12 protein-coding genes are annotated in these 17,196 nt (G+C 67.0%); 3 read left to right on the top strand and 9 right to left on the bottom strand.

The annotated features are described in order from the left end of the window. Window positions 1-179: 179 nt before the first annotated feature. The 5 genes from ABE522_RS09230 to ABE522_RS09210 form a co-directional block, all read right to left on the bottom strand. Window positions 180-1,070: an alpha/beta fold hydrolase gene (locus tag ABE522_RS09230; protein WP_346591449.1), complete on the bottom strand. Its 891-nt coding sequence runs from the start codon at window positions 1,068-1,070 to the stop codon at window positions 180-182. 62 nt (window positions 1,071-1,132) lie between these two features. Further along, window positions 1,133-2,149 (bottom strand): 3-oxoacyl-ACP synthase III, encoded by a 1,017-nt coding sequence (locus ABE522_RS09225; protein WP_057507087.1) that lies wholly within the window; start codon window positions 2,147-2,149, stop codon window positions 1,133-1,135. A 98-nt stretch (window positions 2,150-2,247) separates the two neighbouring features. Further along, window positions 2,248-2,565, bottom strand: coding sequence for a DUF4156 domain-containing protein (locus ABE522_RS09220; RefSeq protein ID WP_346591448.1), 318 nt, complete (start codon window positions 2,563-2,565; stop codon window positions 2,248-2,250). A gap of 246 nt (window positions 2,566-2,811) precedes the next feature. Beyond that, complete coding sequence (locus tag ABE522_RS09215) at window positions 2,812-4,461, bottom strand: MFS transporter (protein ID WP_346591447.1); 1,650 nt, start codon at window positions 4,459-4,461, stop codon at window positions 2,812-2,814. A 58-nt stretch (window positions 4,462-4,519) separates the two neighbouring features. Next, window positions 4,520-5,941: a DcaP family trimeric outer membrane transporter gene (locus ABE522_RS09210; RefSeq protein ID WP_346591446.1), complete on the bottom strand. Its 1,422-nt coding sequence runs from the start codon at window positions 5,939-5,941 to the stop codon at window positions 4,520-4,522. Between the two features lie 283 nt (window positions 5,942-6,224). Here ABE522_RS09210 and acs point away from each other — a divergent pair, with 283 nt between their 5' ends. From acs to ABE522_RS09195, 3 genes are all read left to right on the top strand, one after another. Next, on the top strand, window positions 6,225-8,168 hold the full coding sequence (acs, locus tag ABE522_RS09205; RefSeq protein ID WP_346591445.1) for an acetate--CoA ligase: 1,944 nt from the start codon (window positions 6,225-6,227) through the stop codon (window positions 8,166-8,168). An 85-nt stretch (window positions 8,169-8,253) separates the two neighbouring features. Next, window positions 8,254-8,919, top strand: a complete 666-nt coding sequence (locus ABE522_RS09200; protein WP_309682249.1) for a response regulator transcription factor — start codon at window positions 8,254-8,256, stop codon at window positions 8,917-8,919. A 417-nt stretch (window positions 8,920-9,336) separates the two neighbouring features. Further along, entirely contained in the window at window positions 9,337-9,912 is a 576-nt protein-coding gene (locus ABE522_RS09195; RefSeq protein ID WP_346591444.1) for a manganese efflux pump MntP, read from the top strand. Window positions 9,913-9,915: 3 nt separating this feature from the next. Here the strand turns inward: ABE522_RS09195 and ABE522_RS09190 are convergent, their stop codons facing one another. The 4 genes from ABE522_RS09190 to ABE522_RS09175 form a co-directional block, all read right to left on the bottom strand. Beyond that, window positions 9,916-10,827 (bottom strand): hypothetical protein, encoded by a 912-nt coding sequence (locus ABE522_RS09190; RefSeq protein ID WP_346591443.1) that lies wholly within the window; start codon window positions 10,825-10,827, stop codon window positions 9,916-9,918. An 89-nt stretch (window positions 10,828-10,916) separates the two neighbouring features. Next, window positions 10,917-14,357 carry a PAS domain-containing hybrid sensor histidine kinase/response regulator gene (locus tag ABE522_RS09185; protein WP_346591442.1) on the bottom strand — a complete coding sequence of 1,147 codons (3,441 nt, stop codon included), beginning with the start codon at window positions 14,355-14,357 and terminating at the stop codon, window positions 10,917-10,919. A gap of 70 nt (window positions 14,358-14,427) precedes the next feature. Next, window positions 14,428-16,575 (bottom strand): S46 family peptidase, encoded by a 2,148-nt coding sequence (locus ABE522_RS09180; protein ID WP_346591441.1) that lies wholly within the window; start codon window positions 16,573-16,575, stop codon window positions 14,428-14,430. Between the two features lie 86 nt (window positions 16,576-16,661). Next, a complete protein-coding gene (locus tag ABE522_RS09175; RefSeq protein WP_346591440.1) occupies window positions 16,662-17,183 on the bottom strand; it encodes a hypothetical protein in 522 nt (173 codons plus the stop codon). Window positions 17,184-17,196: the final 13 nt, after the last annotated feature.

Raw genomic sequence — 17,196 nt, 5'->3', positions numbered from 1 at the left:
CCCCCGGGGCCGGGCGGGTGGGGGTTGGCGGGGGCGTTAAAGCCGCATGGATGCGGCGCCGAGCCTCCACGGATGGATTCACGGCGTCCCCCGCGAACCCCCTCCCGCCCGGCCCAGACCAAGGTCCCAGCGCCTCAAGCGTGTGACGACCAACGGTCTTCAGCCACCGGAGCCTCCGCTTACAGAGGGTTGCGATCCAGGAACGCGCGGATCCGCGGCACCAGCACCTCGTGCTTGTCTTCCAGCACGTAGTGGCCGGCATCCTCGAAGGCGAGCACTTCCGCGTGCGGCAGCGCCGCCTGGAAGCCCTTCAGGAAATGATGGTCGAAGACGAAATCGCGCAGGCCCCAGCCGATGAAGGCGGGCCGGTCGGCGAACGACGGCAGCACCTGGCCGGAGCGCTCCAGCAGCGGCCACGCCTTGTCGGCCGGCGACAGCGGGATGTCCTGCATGAAGCGGATCGTGCTGATGCGGTTGGCATAGCTGTCGTACGGCGCCACGTAGGCGCGGCGCACGTCGGCCGGCATCTTCCGTTCCACGCCCAGCCACGAGGCCCCGGCGGAGAACGCATTGAAGGTGCGGATGATCCACTCGCCGACCTTCCAGTGCCGGCCCAGCCCGATCTGCCACGGCATTTTCTTCGCCGCCGGCATCGGGAACGCCGCGGTATTCAACACCACCAGGCGCTTGACCTGGGCGTGGTGGGACAGCGCCCAGCCGAAGCCGATCATGCCGCCCCAGTCATGCACGGCCAGGGTCACCGGACCGGTGATGCCCAGGTGCGCCAGCAGCGCGTCCAGGTCATCCACGCGCGACTGCAGGGTGTATTCGTAACGATCATCGGCCGGCTTGTCCGACAGGCCCATGCCGATGTGGTCCGGCACGATGCAGCGGTAGCGGTCGGACAGGCCGGCCACCAGCGTGCGCCAGTAATAGCTCCACGATGGATTGCCGTGGACCATCACCACCACCTCGCCATCGCGCGGGCCTTCGTCGAGGTAATTCATCGACAGGCCCGGACGGACCTCGAACCGGTGGGGAGTGGACGGGTAGCCGGGAAGATCGCGCATGCGGTGCACCTGTGAAAAGGGCCGGTAGTACCGGCCCTTGGGAAGACATTACCGGGCCTGGGTCACCAGACCACTTCAGCCATCGAACAGTTCAGGCCGGAGCCGATGCCGAGCAGTGCGATGCGATCGCCCTTCTTCAGCTTGCCCAGCTGCTTGAGCTTGCTCAGTACGATCGGCACCGAAGCCGGGCCGATGTTGCCGTGCTCGCCGAAAATGGTCATCACCTTCTTCGGGTCGATGCCGAAGTTCTTGATGAACGCGGCGGTGTGCGGCTGGCTGACCTGGTGGATGACGAACTGGTCCAGTTCCTCCACCGCCCAGCCCAGCGCGATCTTCGCTGCGGCGAAGGTCTTCTGGGCCAGCTTGATGCCTTCGATCAGCAGCAGGCGGGTATCGGTGACCATGCGGTCCAGGTTGCCCAGGCACAGCTGGTTCCACTCGGTGGCCGAACGGGTGACGCCGCCCTTGTAGCGCGGGGCATCGGGGACCAGCTCCGAACGGGCCATCACCATGGCCGCCGCGCCGGAGCCGGTGGTCAGCGCCGCCAGTTCGTTGCGGAAGTCCTCGGCGGTGACGCCCGGGGCGGTCATCCGCTCCAGCGTCTTCTCGTACACCAGGTTCGCGGTTTCACCATCGACGACCAGCGCGTAGTTCAACTCGCCGCGCTCGATCATCCGCGCGGCGATGTCCATGCCGTTGATGAAGGCAAGGCAGGCATTGGCCACGTCGAAGGTCACGCATTCCTCGCCCACGCCCAGGTTGCCGGACACGATGCTGGCGGTGGACGGCTCCAGGTAGTCGCGGCTGACCGAGGTGTTGATCACCAGGCCGACGTCGGCCGGGCCGATGTTGGCGTCTTCCAGCGCCTTGCGGGCGGCCATGGTGGCCGCGTCCGAGGCCAGCGTGCCTTCATCCCACAGGCGGCGCGCATGGATCCCGGCAACGTCACCCAGCACGTCGGTACGGATACCGAGGCGGTCCAGGGTGGGCTGCAGGCGTTCGTTGATTTCCTTGGTCGTTAGCGTGTGGGGCGCGTCGACATGCGCCAGGCCGGCGATCGAGACATTCTTGAAGAGCATCGAGTTAGCGCCAAGGCTCAGGCAAAGGGGGCGTCATTCTATAACCCTCTTGGCCTGACCGCACCTTTACCGATTCAGCCTTGGCCGTATGGTGCCCTTCAGCGCGGCGGACACTGGAAGGCGGCGAAGCGCTGGCTACCGTCGGCCGGCGGCGCGGCGGCCTGCACGGCATTGGCCCCGGCGCTCGGCGCTTCGTTGCGGGCCAGGGTCTCCAGCTCTTCCTGCACGCGCAGCGGGTTGCGGTTGTAGAAGCCCACCTTGCTCTTCACCGTCACCACGACTTCGCCCTTGGTCAGGCAGCCGGCCGGGACCGCGCCGGGCGCCAGCACGCGCACGGTCTTGCCGGACGACTCGATCGGCACCCACGTGCAGGCGGTGGTGGCGAGCAGCAGGGTGGAGATCAGCAGGATGCGCATTGGCGGAGTACCGGATAAGGTTTCAGCGATTGTGCCTGAACAGGCTGAACAGGAGGTAGCGTCGCGCCGTGCCCGGCGAACGCAGCGGCACAGGCAACAGCGTGACGACCAACGGTCGTCACCCACCATCGGTCGGAGCGTGGCGGCCAGCGGTCGTCACCCACCCATGGCCGTCACACCGCGCTGGAACGCGAAAGGGCCGCGGATCTCGCCGCGGCCCTTGTGCTCAGAGCGTGTCGGTCACCGTTACTTGGTGATGTCCACGTTCTTGGTATCGCGCAGGAACAGACCGCCGACGACCACCGTCATCAACGCGATGGCGATCGGGTACCACAGGCCGTAGTAGAGGTTGCCGGTGCCGGCCACCAGCGCGAAGGAGATCGCCGGCAGGAAGCCACCGAACCAGCCATTGCCGATGTGGTAAGGCAGCGACATCGAGGTGTAACGGATGCGGGTCGGGAACAGTTCGACCAGATAGGCGGCGATCGGACCGTAGACCATGGTCACGTACAGCACCAGGATCCACAGCATGAAGATCGTGCCGGGGATGTTGATGCGGGCGTTGTCCGCCTTGGCCGGGTAGCCGGCATCCACCAGTGCGGCCTTCAGCTCGGTGCCGAAGGCATCGGCCTTGGCCTTGCCTTCTTCCTTGGCCAGGCCAGCGGCCTCATAGGAAGAGACCTTCGACGTCCCGACGCTGACCACTGCCAGCGAACCGGCCGGGGCAGCCTGCACGTCGTACGGGACACCGGCCTTGGTCAACGCGGCGGTGGCCACGTCGCAGGAGCTGGTGAACTTGCGCAGGCCGACCGGATCGAACTGGAAGGAACAGGTAGAGGGATCGGCCACGACCAGCGCCGGCGAATTGGTGCGTGCTTCTTCGATGGCCGGGTTGGCGAAGTGGGTCAGGCCCTTGAACACCGGGATGTAGGTCACCGCCGCCAGCAGGCAGCCGGCCAGGATGATCCACTTGCGGCCGATGCGGTCGGACAGCCAGCCGAAGAAGATGAAGAACGGCACGCCCAGTGCCAGCGCCGCAGCGATCAGCAGGTAGGAGGTGGTGGCATCGACCTTCAGCATGCTGCTGAGGAAGAACAGCGCGTAGAACTGGCCGCCGTACCAGACCACCGCCTGGCCCGCTGCGGCACCCAGCAGGACCAGCAGCATCAGCTTCAGGTTGCCGTCCTTCAGGCTGTCACGGAAGGGGGTCTTGGAGCCCTTGCCTTCGGCCTTCATCTGCTGGAACAGCGGGGATTCGCTCAGCTGCAGGCGGATCCACACCGAAATGCCCAGCAGCACGATCGAGACCAGGAACGGGATGCGCCAGCCCCACGCTTCGAAGGCTTCGTTGCCCAGGAAGTAGCGGCAGGCCAGGATGATCAGCAGCGACATGAACAGGCCCAGCGTGGCGGTGCACTGGATGAAGCTGGTGTACAGGCCGCGCTTGTTTGCCGGTGCATGCTCGGCCACATAGGTGGCCGCACCGCCGTACTCACCGCCCATCGCCAGGCCCTGCGCCAGGCGCAGGATGATCAGGATCACCGGTGCGGCGAAGCCGATCGAGGCGTAGTTGGGCAGCACGCCGACCAGGAAGGTCGAGATGCCCATGATCAGGATCGTGACCAGGAAGGTGTACTTGCGGCCGATGCGGTCGCCGAGGCTGCCGAAGAAGGCCGCGCCGAACGGACGCACGAAGAAGCCGGCCGCGAACGCCAGCAGGGCGAAGATCATGCCCGTGGTTTCATTGACCCCGCTGAAGAACTGCTTGGCGATGATGGCGGCGAGCGAGCCGTACAGGAAGAAGTCGTACCACTCGAAGACAGTACCAAGGCTCGACGCGAAGATGACCTTCTTGTGGCCCTTGGTGAGTTGGGCAGGTGCAGGTGTTGTTGACATGGGAAGCTTCCCCTCCGAAGCATGGTGACAGTAGGTGCCGACCTTGGTCGGCACTCAATTAAAAGCTGTACTTGGTGGTGAACTGCACGCGGTTGATGTCGCCCTTGCGACCGTCTTCGATCTCGCGCACGCCGTACATGTACTCCGCACCGATATCGACCTTCGGCATCGGCGTATAGAACACATTGCCGCGGATGCTCTGCACGCTCTTGGTCACCAGCGGGCCCAGGCTTCCGTCGTTGTCATAATCGCTGCGCGCGTAGATCAGGTTGGTACGCAGTTTCGGGGTGAAGGCGTGCCGCCAGCCCACGTAACCGGCCAGCACGCCGGTGGTCGCCAGCTCGTCACGGGCGATGTCATAGGCGGTGTCGGCGGTGATGCCCAGGCCGATGTAGCGCGAAATGCCCTCGCCACCGGTCAACTGATAATGCAGCGTGTCGGTGTCGGCCATCACCCATTTGCCGCCCAGGGTCAGGCCGCCGGCGACCTTGTCCGCCTCCGCGCCGGTGGTCTGGTTGTCCACCTTCAGCTGGCGGACCAGGCCGGCCACGCCGAAGGTGCCCCAGTCGCCCTTCCAGCCATACCGCACGGTCAGGTCGGGCAGGCTGCCACGATCGGCGTTGGCGCTGGCATTGGTCCACGCCCCGGTCACCGGATTGCGCACGCCGGTCAGCGTGGTGGTTTCCGGGTTTTCCAGCGCGACGCTCAGGCCGCCGGTGGTGTAGCGGATCTGTGCCTGGCGGACGAACACCACGCCATCGGTGGGACCGACGAAATCGGCGGCTTCGGGAATCGAGGCCGCGTCCATGAAGTTGGTCCACGTCTGGCCGGCCGTCCACTTGTTCCAGTACATGTAAGCGTGCCGCAGGGTCACGCCGTAGGTGTTGGTGGCGGTCTGGTTGCCGAGCGAATTGCCGAAGAAGTCCATCTCGAAGAACGCACCGGCCTTGTCGCCGTTCTCGCTGACGTTGTCGATGCCCAGGTTGAAGCGCGAGAACTTGGCGTGGGCATTGAAGTCCACGTCCGAGCGCTCGCCGGTCCCCCCGGCACCGGCCACCGGGGTCTGGCCCGGCAGGTACAGCGCGCGTCCGGTGGCGTCGTCGGCCAGCTGGCCATCGCCGGTCTGGGTGGCCAGGAAGTCGGCCTTGATGAAGCCGCCGATCTTGACCGTGGTGCCCGGTGCCGCGCCCGGGGTGAGGGTGGTGACCTGGATCGGCTGCTTGCCGGCCGGCACTGCGGGTTTCTGCTCGGCCTGCACCGTCCTCACTTCGGTCACGGCCTGCTGGGTCTGGCTGATCTGGCTCTGTTGCTGTTGCTGTGATGACAGCAGCAGCTGCACCTGGCGTTCCAGCTCGCCCACGCGTGCTTCCAGGGCTTTCTCTCTCGCGGTTTCGGCGAACGCCATGCCCGGTGCAGCCAGTGCGACCAGCATGCAGGCGGCCAACGGCTTGCGCAGCGTCTTCAACGTACGGTGATTCATGTTGCCCTCTCTCCCAAGTGGCAAATCGAAAGACGCGCGTGGGGCACGGTCGAAGCCGAGGGTGCGACCGGTTGACGCACGGCGGCTATTGGCCATTAGTCGTACCCGCGGCCCAGGGCGCAGCACGGCGCTCGCCCGCTGCGGCGTCATGCCGTGGCAGGCCTGCGACCATGGTCTAAGCACGGCGGTGTCGCGGGCAGGGGCGGATCGGGCAAACTGGGTGGCAACGGTTGCGCCGTATGCTGCAACCGCACATCAAAGTCCACGTGCAAGTGAGGGCGCCATGGCTGATCTCTATCCCGTCGACCCGCAGTTCGCCAAGAACGCGCGGATCGACAAAACCACCTACCAGCAGCAGTACCAGGCCTCGATCAACGACCCGGATGCGTTCTGGGGCGAAGCGGCGCAGCGGCTGCAGTGGTTCAAGCAACCGAGCATCATCAAGAACGTCAGCTATGACCTGGCCGACTTCCACATCAAGTGGTTCGAAGACGGCGAGCTCAATGCCAGCGTGAACTGCCTGGACCGCCAGCTGCAGACGCGTGGTGACAAGACCGCCCTGCTGTTCGAACCGGACAGCCCGGACGCGCCGGCCCAGCACGTCAGCTACCGCGAGCTGTACGAGCGCACCTGCCGGCTCGGCAACGCATTGCGCAGCCTCGGCGTGCAGAAGGGCGACCGCGTCACCATCTACCTGCCGATGATCGTCGATGCGGCCGTGGCCATGCTGGCCTGCGCGCGCATCGGTGCGATCCACTCGGTGGTGTTCGGCGGGTTCGCGCCGAACTCGATCGCCGATCGCGTCAGCGACTGCGCCAGCAAACTGATCATCACCGCCGATGAAGGCCTGCGCGGGGGCAAGAAGATTCCGCTGAAGGCCAACGTCGATGCGGCGCTCAAGCTGCCCGGCACCAACACGGTGGAAACCGTACTGGTGGTGCGCCATACCGGCGGCGCGGTGGACATGCAGGCTCCGCGCGACCGCTGGTTCCACGACGTGGTGGACAGCCAGCCGGCCGAGTGCGAACCGGAACGCATGAACGCCGAGGATCCGCTGTTCATCCTCTACACCTCCGGTTCCACCGGCAAGCCGAAGGGCGTGCTGCATACCACCGGTGGCTACCTGTTGTATGCGGCGTACACCCATGAAGCGGTGTTCGACCTGCGCGAAGAAGACATCTACTGGTGCACCGCCGACGTCGGCTGGGTCACCGGCCACAGCTACATCGTGTACGGCCCGCTCGCCAATGGCGCGACCTCGCTGATGTTCGAAGGCGTACCGAACTTCCCCAGCACCTCGCGCTTCTGGGAAGTGATCGACAAGCACAAGGTCAGCATCTTCTACACCGCACCGACCGCCATCCGCGCACTGATGCGCGAAGGCGAGGAGCCGGTGAAGAAGACCTCGCGCGCCTCGTTGCGCCTGCTCGGCAGCGTCGGCGAGCCGATCAATCCGGAGGCCTGGCGCTGGTACTACGAGGTGGTGGGCGACAGCCGCTGCCCGGTCGTCGATACCTGGTGGCAGACCGAGACCGGCGGCATCCTGATCTCGCCGCTGCCCGGCGCGGTGGACCTCAAGCCCGGCTCGGCCAGCCTGCCGTTCTTCGGCGTGCAGCCGGCGCTGGTCAATGCCGACGGCGAAATCAAGGACGGCGCCACCGAAGGCAACCTGATCATCCGCGATTCGTGGCCCGGCCAGATGCGCACCGTCTACGGCGACGACCAGCGCTTCATCGATACCTATTTCCGCACCTATCCGGGCGCCTATTTCACCGGCGACGGCTGCCGTCGCGACGAGGACGGCTACTACTGGATCACCGGCCGCGTCGATGATGTGATCAATGTGTCGGGCCACCGCATCGGCACGGCCGAAGTGGAAAGCGCGCTGGTTTCGCATCCGAAGGTTGCCGAAGCGGCCGTGGTCGGTTTCCCGCACGAAGTGAAGGGCCAGGGCATCTATGCCTATGTCACGCTGATTGCCGACGAGACGCCGTCCGACGAACTGCACAAGGAACTGGTGGCGTGGGTGCGCAAGGAGATCGGCCCGATCGCTACGCCCGACCACCTGCAGTGGGCGCCCGGCCTGCCCAAAACCCGTTCGGGCAAGATCATGCGCCGCATCCTGCGCAAGATCGCCGAGAATGCGCCGGACCAGCTGGGCGACACCTCCACCCTGGCCGATCCCTCGGTGGTGGCGTCGCTGGTGGACGAACGCAAGGTCAAGTAGCACGCCACACCGCGGACCGGGAGGAGGGCCCGGTCCGCATCGTGGACGCACGCCCCTGTCCTCCGTCATTGCGTAAGCTGATCCCATGCCCACCCTCCTGATTGCCGACGACCATCCCCTGTTCCGCGAAGCCCTGCGCGGTGCCGTGCAGCGCGTCATCCCCGGCGTGCAGCTGTTCGAAGCCGACAGCGTGGAAGCGCTGTACGCACTGGCCGACCAGCACAACGATGCCGACCTGGTCCTGATGGACCTCAACATGCCCGGCGCCCAGGGTTTCAATGCGCTGGTGCACATGCGCTCGCTGCACCCGCACCTGCCGGTGGTGGTGGTGTCCGCACGCGAAGAGCCGACCGTGATGCGCCGCGCGCTCGACCATGGCGCGTTCGGTTTCATTCCAAAATCGGCCGATTCGGACACCATCGGCCATGCGCTGGGAATGATCCTGGATGGCGAGACCTGGGCACCGCCGGAGGCGCACAACGTGCCGCCGACCGGCCGCGAAGAGCGCGAAGTCGGCCAGCGCCTGCGCGAACTCACCCCGCAGCAGTTCCGCGTGCTGCAGATGCTGGGCGCGGGACGCTTGAACAAGCAGATCGCTTACGACCTGAACGTGTCCGAGGCCACCATCAAGGCGCACGTCACCGCCATCCTGCGCAAGCTGGGCGTGACCAACCGCACCCAGGCGGTGCTGATGGCCGGCAAGCTGGCCATCGACGACGAGCAGATCGTATTGCCGCCGGAAGAAGATTGAGCGGTAGCCGGTAACGCGGTGCTGCGCTCGCCGAGCATGGCTCGGCGCTACCAGGTCACGCCACATCGGGAACCCCGCGCCATGCGGGCGGACGCCGCACCGCCTCCGGTAGCGCCGAGCCATGCTCGGCGGCACTGCACGCGGCGCGCGTTATAGCCTCAGCTATGAAAACCAGCTTCGCCTGCGCAAATCGCGCGGTGACGCCACACGCCGCAACCCCGGTGCTAAGCTTCGCGTCCCCTTGGGGAGTAGCCTGTTTCCTGCAGAAGGAAACGCCCGTATCAACATGCTCGGCCAGTGCGCCGTGGTGCGGGCAGCCATCCTGGTTGGCGAGACCAGCGGTCCGCGTGCGCAACGACAGGTTGGGCGCGAACGTGGGCCGTCGTGTCCGTCCTCGCCCGACCTCCCGTGATCCTGATGTCCCCTGTTTCGATTCTGTTGATCGGCTTTGCCATGTCCACCGACGCCTTCGCCGCAGCAATCGGCAAGGGCGCCGCCATGCGCAGGCCGGTGTTCCGCGATGCGCTGCGTGCCGGCCTCATCTTCGGCGCCATCGAAGCCATCACCCCGGTGATCGGCTGGCTGCTCGGCCGCGCCGCACTGGACTACGTGGAGGCCTTCGACCACTGGATCGCGTTTGGCCTGCTGGTTGCGCTCGGCCTGCACATGATCGTCAACGGCGTGCGTCCGCAGGCCGATGAAACCGACGAGAATCCCGCACGCCACCACGGCTTCTGGCACCTGGCGGCCACCGCCTTCGCCACCAGCATCGATGCGATGGCGGTCGGGGTCGGACTGGCCTTCATGGATGTCCATATCGGGGTGATGGCAGCGGTCATCGGACTGTGCACGCTGACCATGGTCACCGCCGGCATCATGCTCGGGCGCGCCCTCGGCAACCTGGCCGGCAAGCGCGCGGAAATCATCGGTGGCATCATCCTGATGGTCATCGGTACCACCATCCTGTACGAACACCTAAGCGGCGCAGCCTGACCGCTAAGCCTCCACGCGGTCTTCCCACCAGCGTTGTGGCCGACGCGTGGTATCCACGCGCAGATTGCTTGTACGCCGATGGCGGATGATCACCATGGAATCAACGGAGGGTCGGTAACAGTCGGCCAACGCGATGGACGTTCGATCCGGGGCGGGCAGCGCGGCCAGCGGTCGGCACATCGGTGATGCGGGAGGATCCAGCCGGGGCGACGACCCGGCCGGCCGGGCCACCGCCACCAGTTCCCTGCTCATGAAGACGCAACCACGCCGGCGGAATGCCGCGCGCGCGGGCTGGCCCTCCCTGAGCTCGCGGGTGAGCGCATCGCAGGATTCATCGTCGATCGCGGCCAGGTAGAAAAGCTTGTTGTGCGGCTGAAGCGCCATGAACGGTCCGCGCTCCACGCACTCTCCCGTGCAGAAGCGGATGATCGCTTCGACGGCCTGTGGATCGCAGACCATTCCGTGGTCCATGCAGTAGCCCAGGTAGTGATCCACCATGCCCTGCGCCACCGCCTGCACGCTGTCATGCACATGCTCCACCCGCTTCCGGTCGACGTAGCGGATACCCTCTTCCTGCAGCCAGGCGCGCATCTTCGGCACGTCGTTCAACACGTCCCAGCGGCGGCCGTGCGCGGCCTCATCAAGATGGCGGCCGCGTGCGAACTGATGCGATACCACCCCCAGTACGCTCCCGACCAGTGCATCCCCGAGCAGCCTGCTGGTGCCGTTGCAGAGCAGCGAGAGGCCGGCACCTGCGCCGCCCCCCACCGCAACCGCCAGCAGGGGGGCGAGCGGCGCATCCACGGGGACGTTGAGCACGCCGTGCAGCGCGCCGCGCAGCGCTGATGCGCGTGCCGGCGCGTGCCGGGTGACGTTCGGCGGCTGTGGGGTGGAGTCGGGTGAAGCGACCTGCATGGGCGGGCATCCGCAGTAAAGACATCTGGTATACCGGCGCGCCCGTGCGGGTGCCACCAGCGAACGCGCATCGACGCGCCGAGCGCGGATCAGTCCCGCGGCGTAGCGTAGGCCGCCAGGAACGCACGCAGCGACGCAGGCTTGATCGGTTTGGTCAGCAGGCGATAGCCACGGTCGCGGGCCATGCGCTTCAGTTCGTCGCGGCCATCGGCGGTCAACAGGGCACCGGGCAGGTCGCTGCCGGCCGCCTCGCGCAGCGCCACCAGCGTATCCAGTCCGTCCAGTCGATCATGCAGGTGGTAGTCCACCAGCATCACGTCCGGATGCTCGGCGATCTTCTCCAGGGCCTGGTCCACGGTACTGGCCGTGATCACCCGCACCTGCCAGCGGCCGAGCAGCGCGCGCATGCCATCGAGGATCTCTTCGTCGTTGTCCACGCACAGCACGCGCATCCCCGCCAGCGAATCCGGGCGCGCGGGAAGCGCCGTCGCCGTCGGCTCCTGTTCGCCGGCTCCGGCTGTCGCCACCACGCGCGGCAGGAGGATCGAGAACATCGACCCGCTGCCAACCCGGCTGCGGGCATTCAGGCGATGGTCGAGCAGGCGCGAGATGCGCTGGCAGATCGACAGCCCCAGCCCCAGGCCCTGTTCGCCCCAGTCGAACGGCTGCTGGTAGCGGTGGAATTCATCGAAGATCTGCTGCATGTGGTGTTCGGGAATGCCGGGGCCGGTATCCCATACCTGCAGCTCCACCTCGTCGCCGCGCAGGCGCACCGCCAGCACGATCCGGCCCTGCCGGGTGTAGCGCAGCGCATTGGCCAGGAAGTTCTGCATCACCCGCCGCAGCAGGCGGCGGTCACTGCGCACCCAGGCCGGTCGTGCGAACAGGTCCAGGCGCAATCCGCGGCCCGCGGCAACCGGCGAGTACTGCCCCGCCAGTTCGCGCATCAGTGCGCTGGCATCGAACTCGCCGATCACCGGATGCAGCCCGCCGGCGTCCAGGCGCGAGACATCCAGCAGGCCATCCAGCAGCTCCTCGGCGGCGCGCAGCGAAGCGTCCACGCGCTCGGCCAGGTGGCGCTGCTCTTCATTGTTGGCATGGCTTTCGCGCAGTGCCGAAGCGAACAACCGGGCGGCGTTGAGCGGCTGCAGCACGTCGTGGCTGATCGCCGCCAGGAAGCGCGTCTTGGACTGCTGTGCGGCCTCGGCGGCATTGGAGCGTTCGGCCACGCGCTGTTCCAGCGTTTCGTTGGCTTCCAGCAGGGCCTTCTCTGCGTGTTTGTAATCGGTGATGTCGTTGTAGCTGGTGACATAGCCACCGCCCGGCAGGGCCTGGCCGCGCATCTCGATCACCTTGCCATCGCTGCGCGTGCGTTCGAACACATGCGGCGAACCGGCGCGCATGTAACGGATGCGGCGGCTGATCTGGCGTTCGATATCGCCTTCGCCGAGTTCACCGCGCTCGGCGTTGTAGCGGATCAGGTCGGCTACCGGGCGGCCCACGTACAGCATGCCGTCGGGGTAACCGAACATGTCCTGGTAGCGGCGGTTCCAGGCGGTCAGGCGCATGTCCGGGTCGACCACGCTGACCCCGGCGCTGATGTTTTCCAGCGTGGTCGACAGGATCTCGCGGTTGAAGCGCAGCTCCTGTCCTGCTTCGTCCAGCACCGCCACCACTTCACCCAGGTCCATGCCCGAGCCGCGCAGCAGGCTGGTAAGCAGCAGGCGCGCGGAGGCCGCGCCGATGGAGGCGGCCAGCAGGCGCTCGGTGAACTGCACCCATGGCCGGTCCGCTGGCACCTGGGTCTGCAGTTCGCGCCCCAGCGACTGCGCCTGTTCGAAGAACGAACGCCGCGCGTGGCGTTCGCCCACCACCCGCGATGCCAGCGCCAGCAGGTCGCCAACATGCACGTGGCCCGGCCAGCCGCTGGCGACCGAGGGTCGCTGCGCGTACGGGTCCAGGAACGGTGCCGCGCGCAGGCGCTCGTCCACACTGGGCCGCCAGCGCGCCGACACCAGCATCATCGTTGCCGCGTTGACCAGCAGCGACCAGAACGTGCCGTGGGTCAACGGATCCCAGCCGTTCATGCCGAACAGCTGCTGCGGACGCATCCAGGCCACGCCGAACGGCCCGTCGTTCAACCAGCCCGCATCGATCAACCCGGACTGGGTGAGCGCAGGCAGCAGCAGGGTGTAGATCCAGGTGGCGAAGCCGAGCACGATGCCGGTTTCCACGCCGCGCCGGCTGGCCCCGCGCCAGTACAGTCCGCCGATCAGGCCGGGCGCGAACTGCGCCACCGCCGCGAACGCCATCAGGCCATAGGACGCCAGCGAGTTGTCGTTGCCACTGCTGCGGTAGTACGTGTAGGCGATCAGCGCCAGGAACAGGATCGCCAGGCGCCGGATCCACAACACCCGCGATGCCACGTCCGCGGCCTCGCCGGTGCCGCCACTGCGCCGCAGCAGCACCGGCATCACCAGGTCGTTGCTGATCATGGTGGCCAGCGCGATGGACGACACGATCACCATGCCGGTGGCCGCCGAGAACCCGCCGACATAGGCGATCAGCGCCAGCGCGTTGCGTCCTTCATGCAGCGGCAGCGCCAGCACCATCGCATCGTCGGCCACCGTGCCGCCGGTGCCGAACAGGGTGACGCCGGCGGTGGCGATGGGAACCACCATCGCCGAGATCACCACCAGGTAGCCGCCGAACATCCAGCGCGCGCGGCGCACGTCGCGCACGTCCCCGCACTCCACTACCGCCACGTGGAACTGCCGCGGCAGGCACACGATGGCCAGGAAGCTGAGCAGCGTCTGCGAGATGAACCCCACCGGCGGCAGCGAGGTGAACAGCGTATGCGCCGACTGCACCACCGCATCGGTGCGCTCGCTCAACCACAGGTAGGCGAACACGCCCACCGCCACCATCGCCAGCAGCTTGATCACCGACTCCAGCGCGATGGCCAGCATCATGCCGTGGTGGTGTTCGGTGGCATCCACCTGGCGGGTGCCGAACAGGGTGGCGAACAGCGCCATCAGCAGCGCCACGTACAACGCCGGATCGCTGAAATAGCCGGTGGCTCCGCTGTCGCCGGTCAGCACCTGCAGGCTCATGGCGACGGCTTTGTACTGCAGCGCCAGGTAGGGGACCACGCCGATCAGGGCAATGATCGCCACCAACGCGGCCAACCGCCGCGAGCGGCCGAAGCGTGATGAGATGAAGTCGGCGATGGAGACCACGTTCTGGCTGCGCGCCACCAGCGCCAGGCGCTCGATGATGCGCCAGCCGAACAGCATCATCAGCAGCGGGCCGACATAGATCGACAGATAGCCGACCCCGCTGCGCACGGCGGTGCCGACCGCCCCGTAGAACGTCCACGACGAGCAGTACACCGCCAGCGCCAGGCTGTAGACCACCGGCCGCAGCCAGGGCCGGTCCGGATACAGCGGGCGTCGGTCACCCCACCACGCTACGCCGAACAGCAGCGCAGCATAGGCAACGGACACCAGCAGCAGGATCCAGCTCGACACTCAGGCCCGTTCCGTGGTCAGCAGATGGCGACAGTGTAGAGGGTTCCGTCGCCGCCCCCCTATCGCGGGTCTATTCCGCCGGCACGCCCATTTCCTGCAGCAGTGCCGGCGCCGGATACACCTTGGCCAGCAGCCAGCGCAGGTAGCGCATGTCGACGTGGACGGCGCGTTTGAAGCGTGGATCGAACCACCAGCTGGCGCTGACCGACTCCCAGTTGCTGTCGAAGTTCAGGCCGATCAGTTCGCCCTTGGCATTCAGCACGGGGGAGCCGGAGTTGCCGCCGGTGGTGTCCAGGTTGGTCAGGAAGTTGACGGTCTGGGTCTTCAGTGCCGGGTCGGCGGTGCTGCCGAAATCACCCTTGGCGATCGCCGCCAGCAGGGGCCTGGGCGCATCGAACGGATAGGCGTCGGTGTTCTTTTCGACGATGCCGGCCACGGTGGTCACCGGGTCGAAATGCACGCCATCGCGCGGGCTCAGCGCTTCCACTTTGCCGTAGCTGACGCGCAGGCTGCGGTTGGCGTCGGGATAGAGCGCACGGCCCTGCTTGCCGCGCCAGGCGAACAAGGCCTGCATGTAGGCCGGGCGCAGGCGCAGGCCCTCGCCCTCGCGGGTTTTCTTCTCGTCTTCGATGCGCAGCTGCGCCGCCACCAGCGGGCCGGCCAGGGCCAGCAACGGGTCCGGCGCCAGCGCCCTGCCCTCGCGCGCCGCGGCAAACCGCGACAGCCGCTGCGCTTCATCGCCAAGCGTGGTGCGCGCGTACAGGCCATCCAGCGCCGTCGCCAGCGACTGCGGCGTACGCCCGAAGGCGGCATCGAATTCGGGCAGGCGCTGGGCGTCGGGCAGCTGCTGGTAGCGCACCAGCAGCGCGCTCAACAAGGCCTTCTCCACAGCCGGGTCGTAGCGGCGCTGCGCCTGCTTCAACACTCCTTCGATCAGCGCCTGGTCGCGCTGCTGGAAGCCGGTTTCGCGCTGCGCGTCCGGCTTGGCCGATTCGATCCGCAGCCGTTCCAGCAGCAGCGCCGAGCGCAGCAACTGGGTCTGGTTGGCGACCAGGTCCAGCAGCAGGTCACGCTCGCCCACCGCCGCACCCTGCGACAGGGTGCCCAGCAGGGCCTGGATATCGCCGCGATAGCGCGGATCGGCGTCGGCCAGCATCGCCTGTTCGTCGGCGGCGCGCTGGGTCTTCGCATCGCTGCGCAGCAGACCCTCCAGTTCGCCGGCGGCGCGCTTGCGGTTGTTCTTCAGCGACTGCAGCTGCGATGCGTAGCGCGTGCGCGCCTGCGCGTCGTCCCGGGTCGCCGCTTCGATGGTATCGATCATCTGCTGGAACAGCGCGACACGGCGCGGCAGCACGGCGTCGATCTGGCTGGCGAACTCGGCTGCCGTGCGGTGGCGGTAGGTGATGCCCGGGTAACCGGCGAGCATCGCGAAATCGCCCTCCTTCGGTCCCTGCAGCGACATCTGCAGGTGGGCCGGCGGCTGGTACGGCACGTTGTCGGCGCTGTAGGCGGCCGGCTTGCCGTCCTTGCCCACGTAGGCCCGCAACAGGGTGAAGTCACCGGTGTGCCGCGGCCACATGAAGTTGTCGATCTCGTCGCCGTAGTTGCCGATCGCCCGCGGCGGTGCGTACACCAGCCGCACGTCGCTGAGCTCCAGCTGCGAAATCCGGTAGAAATCGGTGCCGTAGTACATGTCGGCCACGCTGCAGCGCACGTTCCCTGCGCGTTCGCAGTCCGCCACGATCTGTTTGCTGGCCGCATCCACGGCATCGAAATACGCGCGGCCGGTCTTGCCCTTGGCCTGCGCCAGCACCTGGTCGGTCACTTTGTCGAAGCCCACCGTGACCAGCACCCGGAAATCCGGATTGGAAGGACGCTCATCGGCGCGGTCACGCGCGATGAAGCCATCGTCGATCAGGTTGTGCCCGGCGCTGCTGTTGTACTGGATGACCCCCATCGCCACGTGATGGTTGGTCAACAGCAGGCCATCGGAGGACACGAACGAGCCGGTACCGCCACCCGCGCGCACCACCGCGCTGAGCGGGGGCGCAGTGACCGTCGCCAGCGCGCCCGGATCGCCCTTGAAGCCGGCCGCCTTCAGCGGCTTGGCCAGCTCGGGCAGCTGGGACGGCATCCACATGCCTTCATCGGCATGTGCGCCTGCCGCCATGGACAGGCCCAGGGCCAGGGAGACGGGAAGGGTTCTGCGGAGGGACATGCGGGCATCCGGCGGATCAGGTGAGCCAGTGACCTTAGCCGCTGTGTGCCCCACACGACAACCGCCGGAGGTTGGGCCGCGGGTCGTCAGTCGGGCTGCCCAGACAGCTGCACGGTGCTCGCGCCATCGCCGGGGTCGGTCACCTGCAGCGTCCATGCCGCCTCCCGCCACCAGACCAGCGCGCGCAGCCGGCTTACATCGAAGACACCATCGTCCTCGGCACGGTCCACTTTCAGCACCACCATGTCCGGCGCAAGGGTCTGGGCATCAGCGGCACACGGCAGCAGCGGCGACGGCTGCGGATCGGGGCCCAGGTAGAGCGCATCACCGTCAACGGCGGCGGTCAGCTGCAGCCAGTTTTCGCCCCACTGCCCGCTCGGGTCGATCTGCGCCATATCGAAGCGTTCGGGCGGCGGAGCGCTCGTCGAAGCCAGCAGGTCACGCAGTTCGGCGATGCCGTCGGCGTCGAGCAGCTGGTCGTTTTCCCATTGCGCGATGCAGCTTTCGATGGCGGCGCGATGAGCCGCCAGCGGCCCTGCCTGCCCCGGGTTCTGGTCAGGAAGGCGTTGTGGCGGCGACGGGGGAGGTGTGGAGCCGATGGAGGGCATGGGATGGACCGGA

It is taken from the genome of Stenotrophomonas lacuserhaii, assembly GCF_039674585.1.
Taxonomy (GTDB): domain Bacteria; phylum Pseudomonadota; class Gammaproteobacteria; order Xanthomonadales; family Xanthomonadaceae; genus Stenotrophomonas; species Stenotrophomonas pennii_A.
This window is presented reverse-complemented; position numbering and strand designations above follow the sequence as displayed.

What these genes read in the sequence shown, in the direction of transcription:
- ABE522_RS09220 (WP_346591448.1), bottom strand. Translation starts at nt 2,565, where the DNA reads ATGCGCATCCTGCTGATCTCCACCCTGCTGCTCGCCACCACCGCCTGC.
- ABE522_RS09225 (WP_057507087.1), bottom strand. Translation starts at nt 2,149, where the DNA reads ATGCTCTTCAAGAATGTCTCGATCGCCGGCCTGGCGCATGTCGACGCG.
- ABE522_RS09230 (WP_346591449.1), bottom strand. Translation starts at nt 1,070, where the DNA reads ATGCGCGATCTTCCCGGCTACCCGTCCACTCCCCACCGGTTCGAGGTC.
- ABE522_RS09175 (WP_346591440.1), bottom strand. Translation starts at nt 17,183, where the DNA reads ATGCCCTCCATCGGCTCCACACCTCCCCCGTCGCCGCCACAACGCCTT.
- acs (WP_346591445.1), top strand. Translation starts at nt 6,225, where the DNA reads ATGGCTGATCTCTATCCCGTCGACCCGCAGTTCGCCAAGAACGCGCGG.
- ABE522_RS09215 (WP_346591447.1), bottom strand. Translation starts at nt 4,461, where the DNA reads ATGTCAACAACACCTGCACCTGCCCAACTCACCAAGGGCCACAAGAAG.
- ABE522_RS09180 (WP_346591441.1), bottom strand. Translation starts at nt 16,575, where the DNA reads ATGTCCCTCCGCAGAACCCTTCCCGTCTCCCTGGCCCTGGGCCTGTCC.
- ABE522_RS09210 (WP_346591446.1), bottom strand. Translation starts at nt 5,941, where the DNA reads ATGAATCACCGTACGTTGAAGACGCTGCGCAAGCCGTTGGCCGCCTGC.
- ABE522_RS09195 (WP_346591444.1), top strand. Translation starts at nt 9,337, where the DNA reads ATGTCCCCTGTTTCGATTCTGTTGATCGGCTTTGCCATGTCCACCGAC.
- ABE522_RS09200 (WP_309682249.1), top strand. Translation starts at nt 8,254, where the DNA reads ATGCCCACCCTCCTGATTGCCGACGACCATCCCCTGTTCCGCGAAGCC.
- ABE522_RS09190 (WP_346591443.1), bottom strand. Translation starts at nt 10,827, where the DNA reads ATGCAGGTCGCTTCACCCGACTCCACCCCACAGCCGCCGAACGTCACC.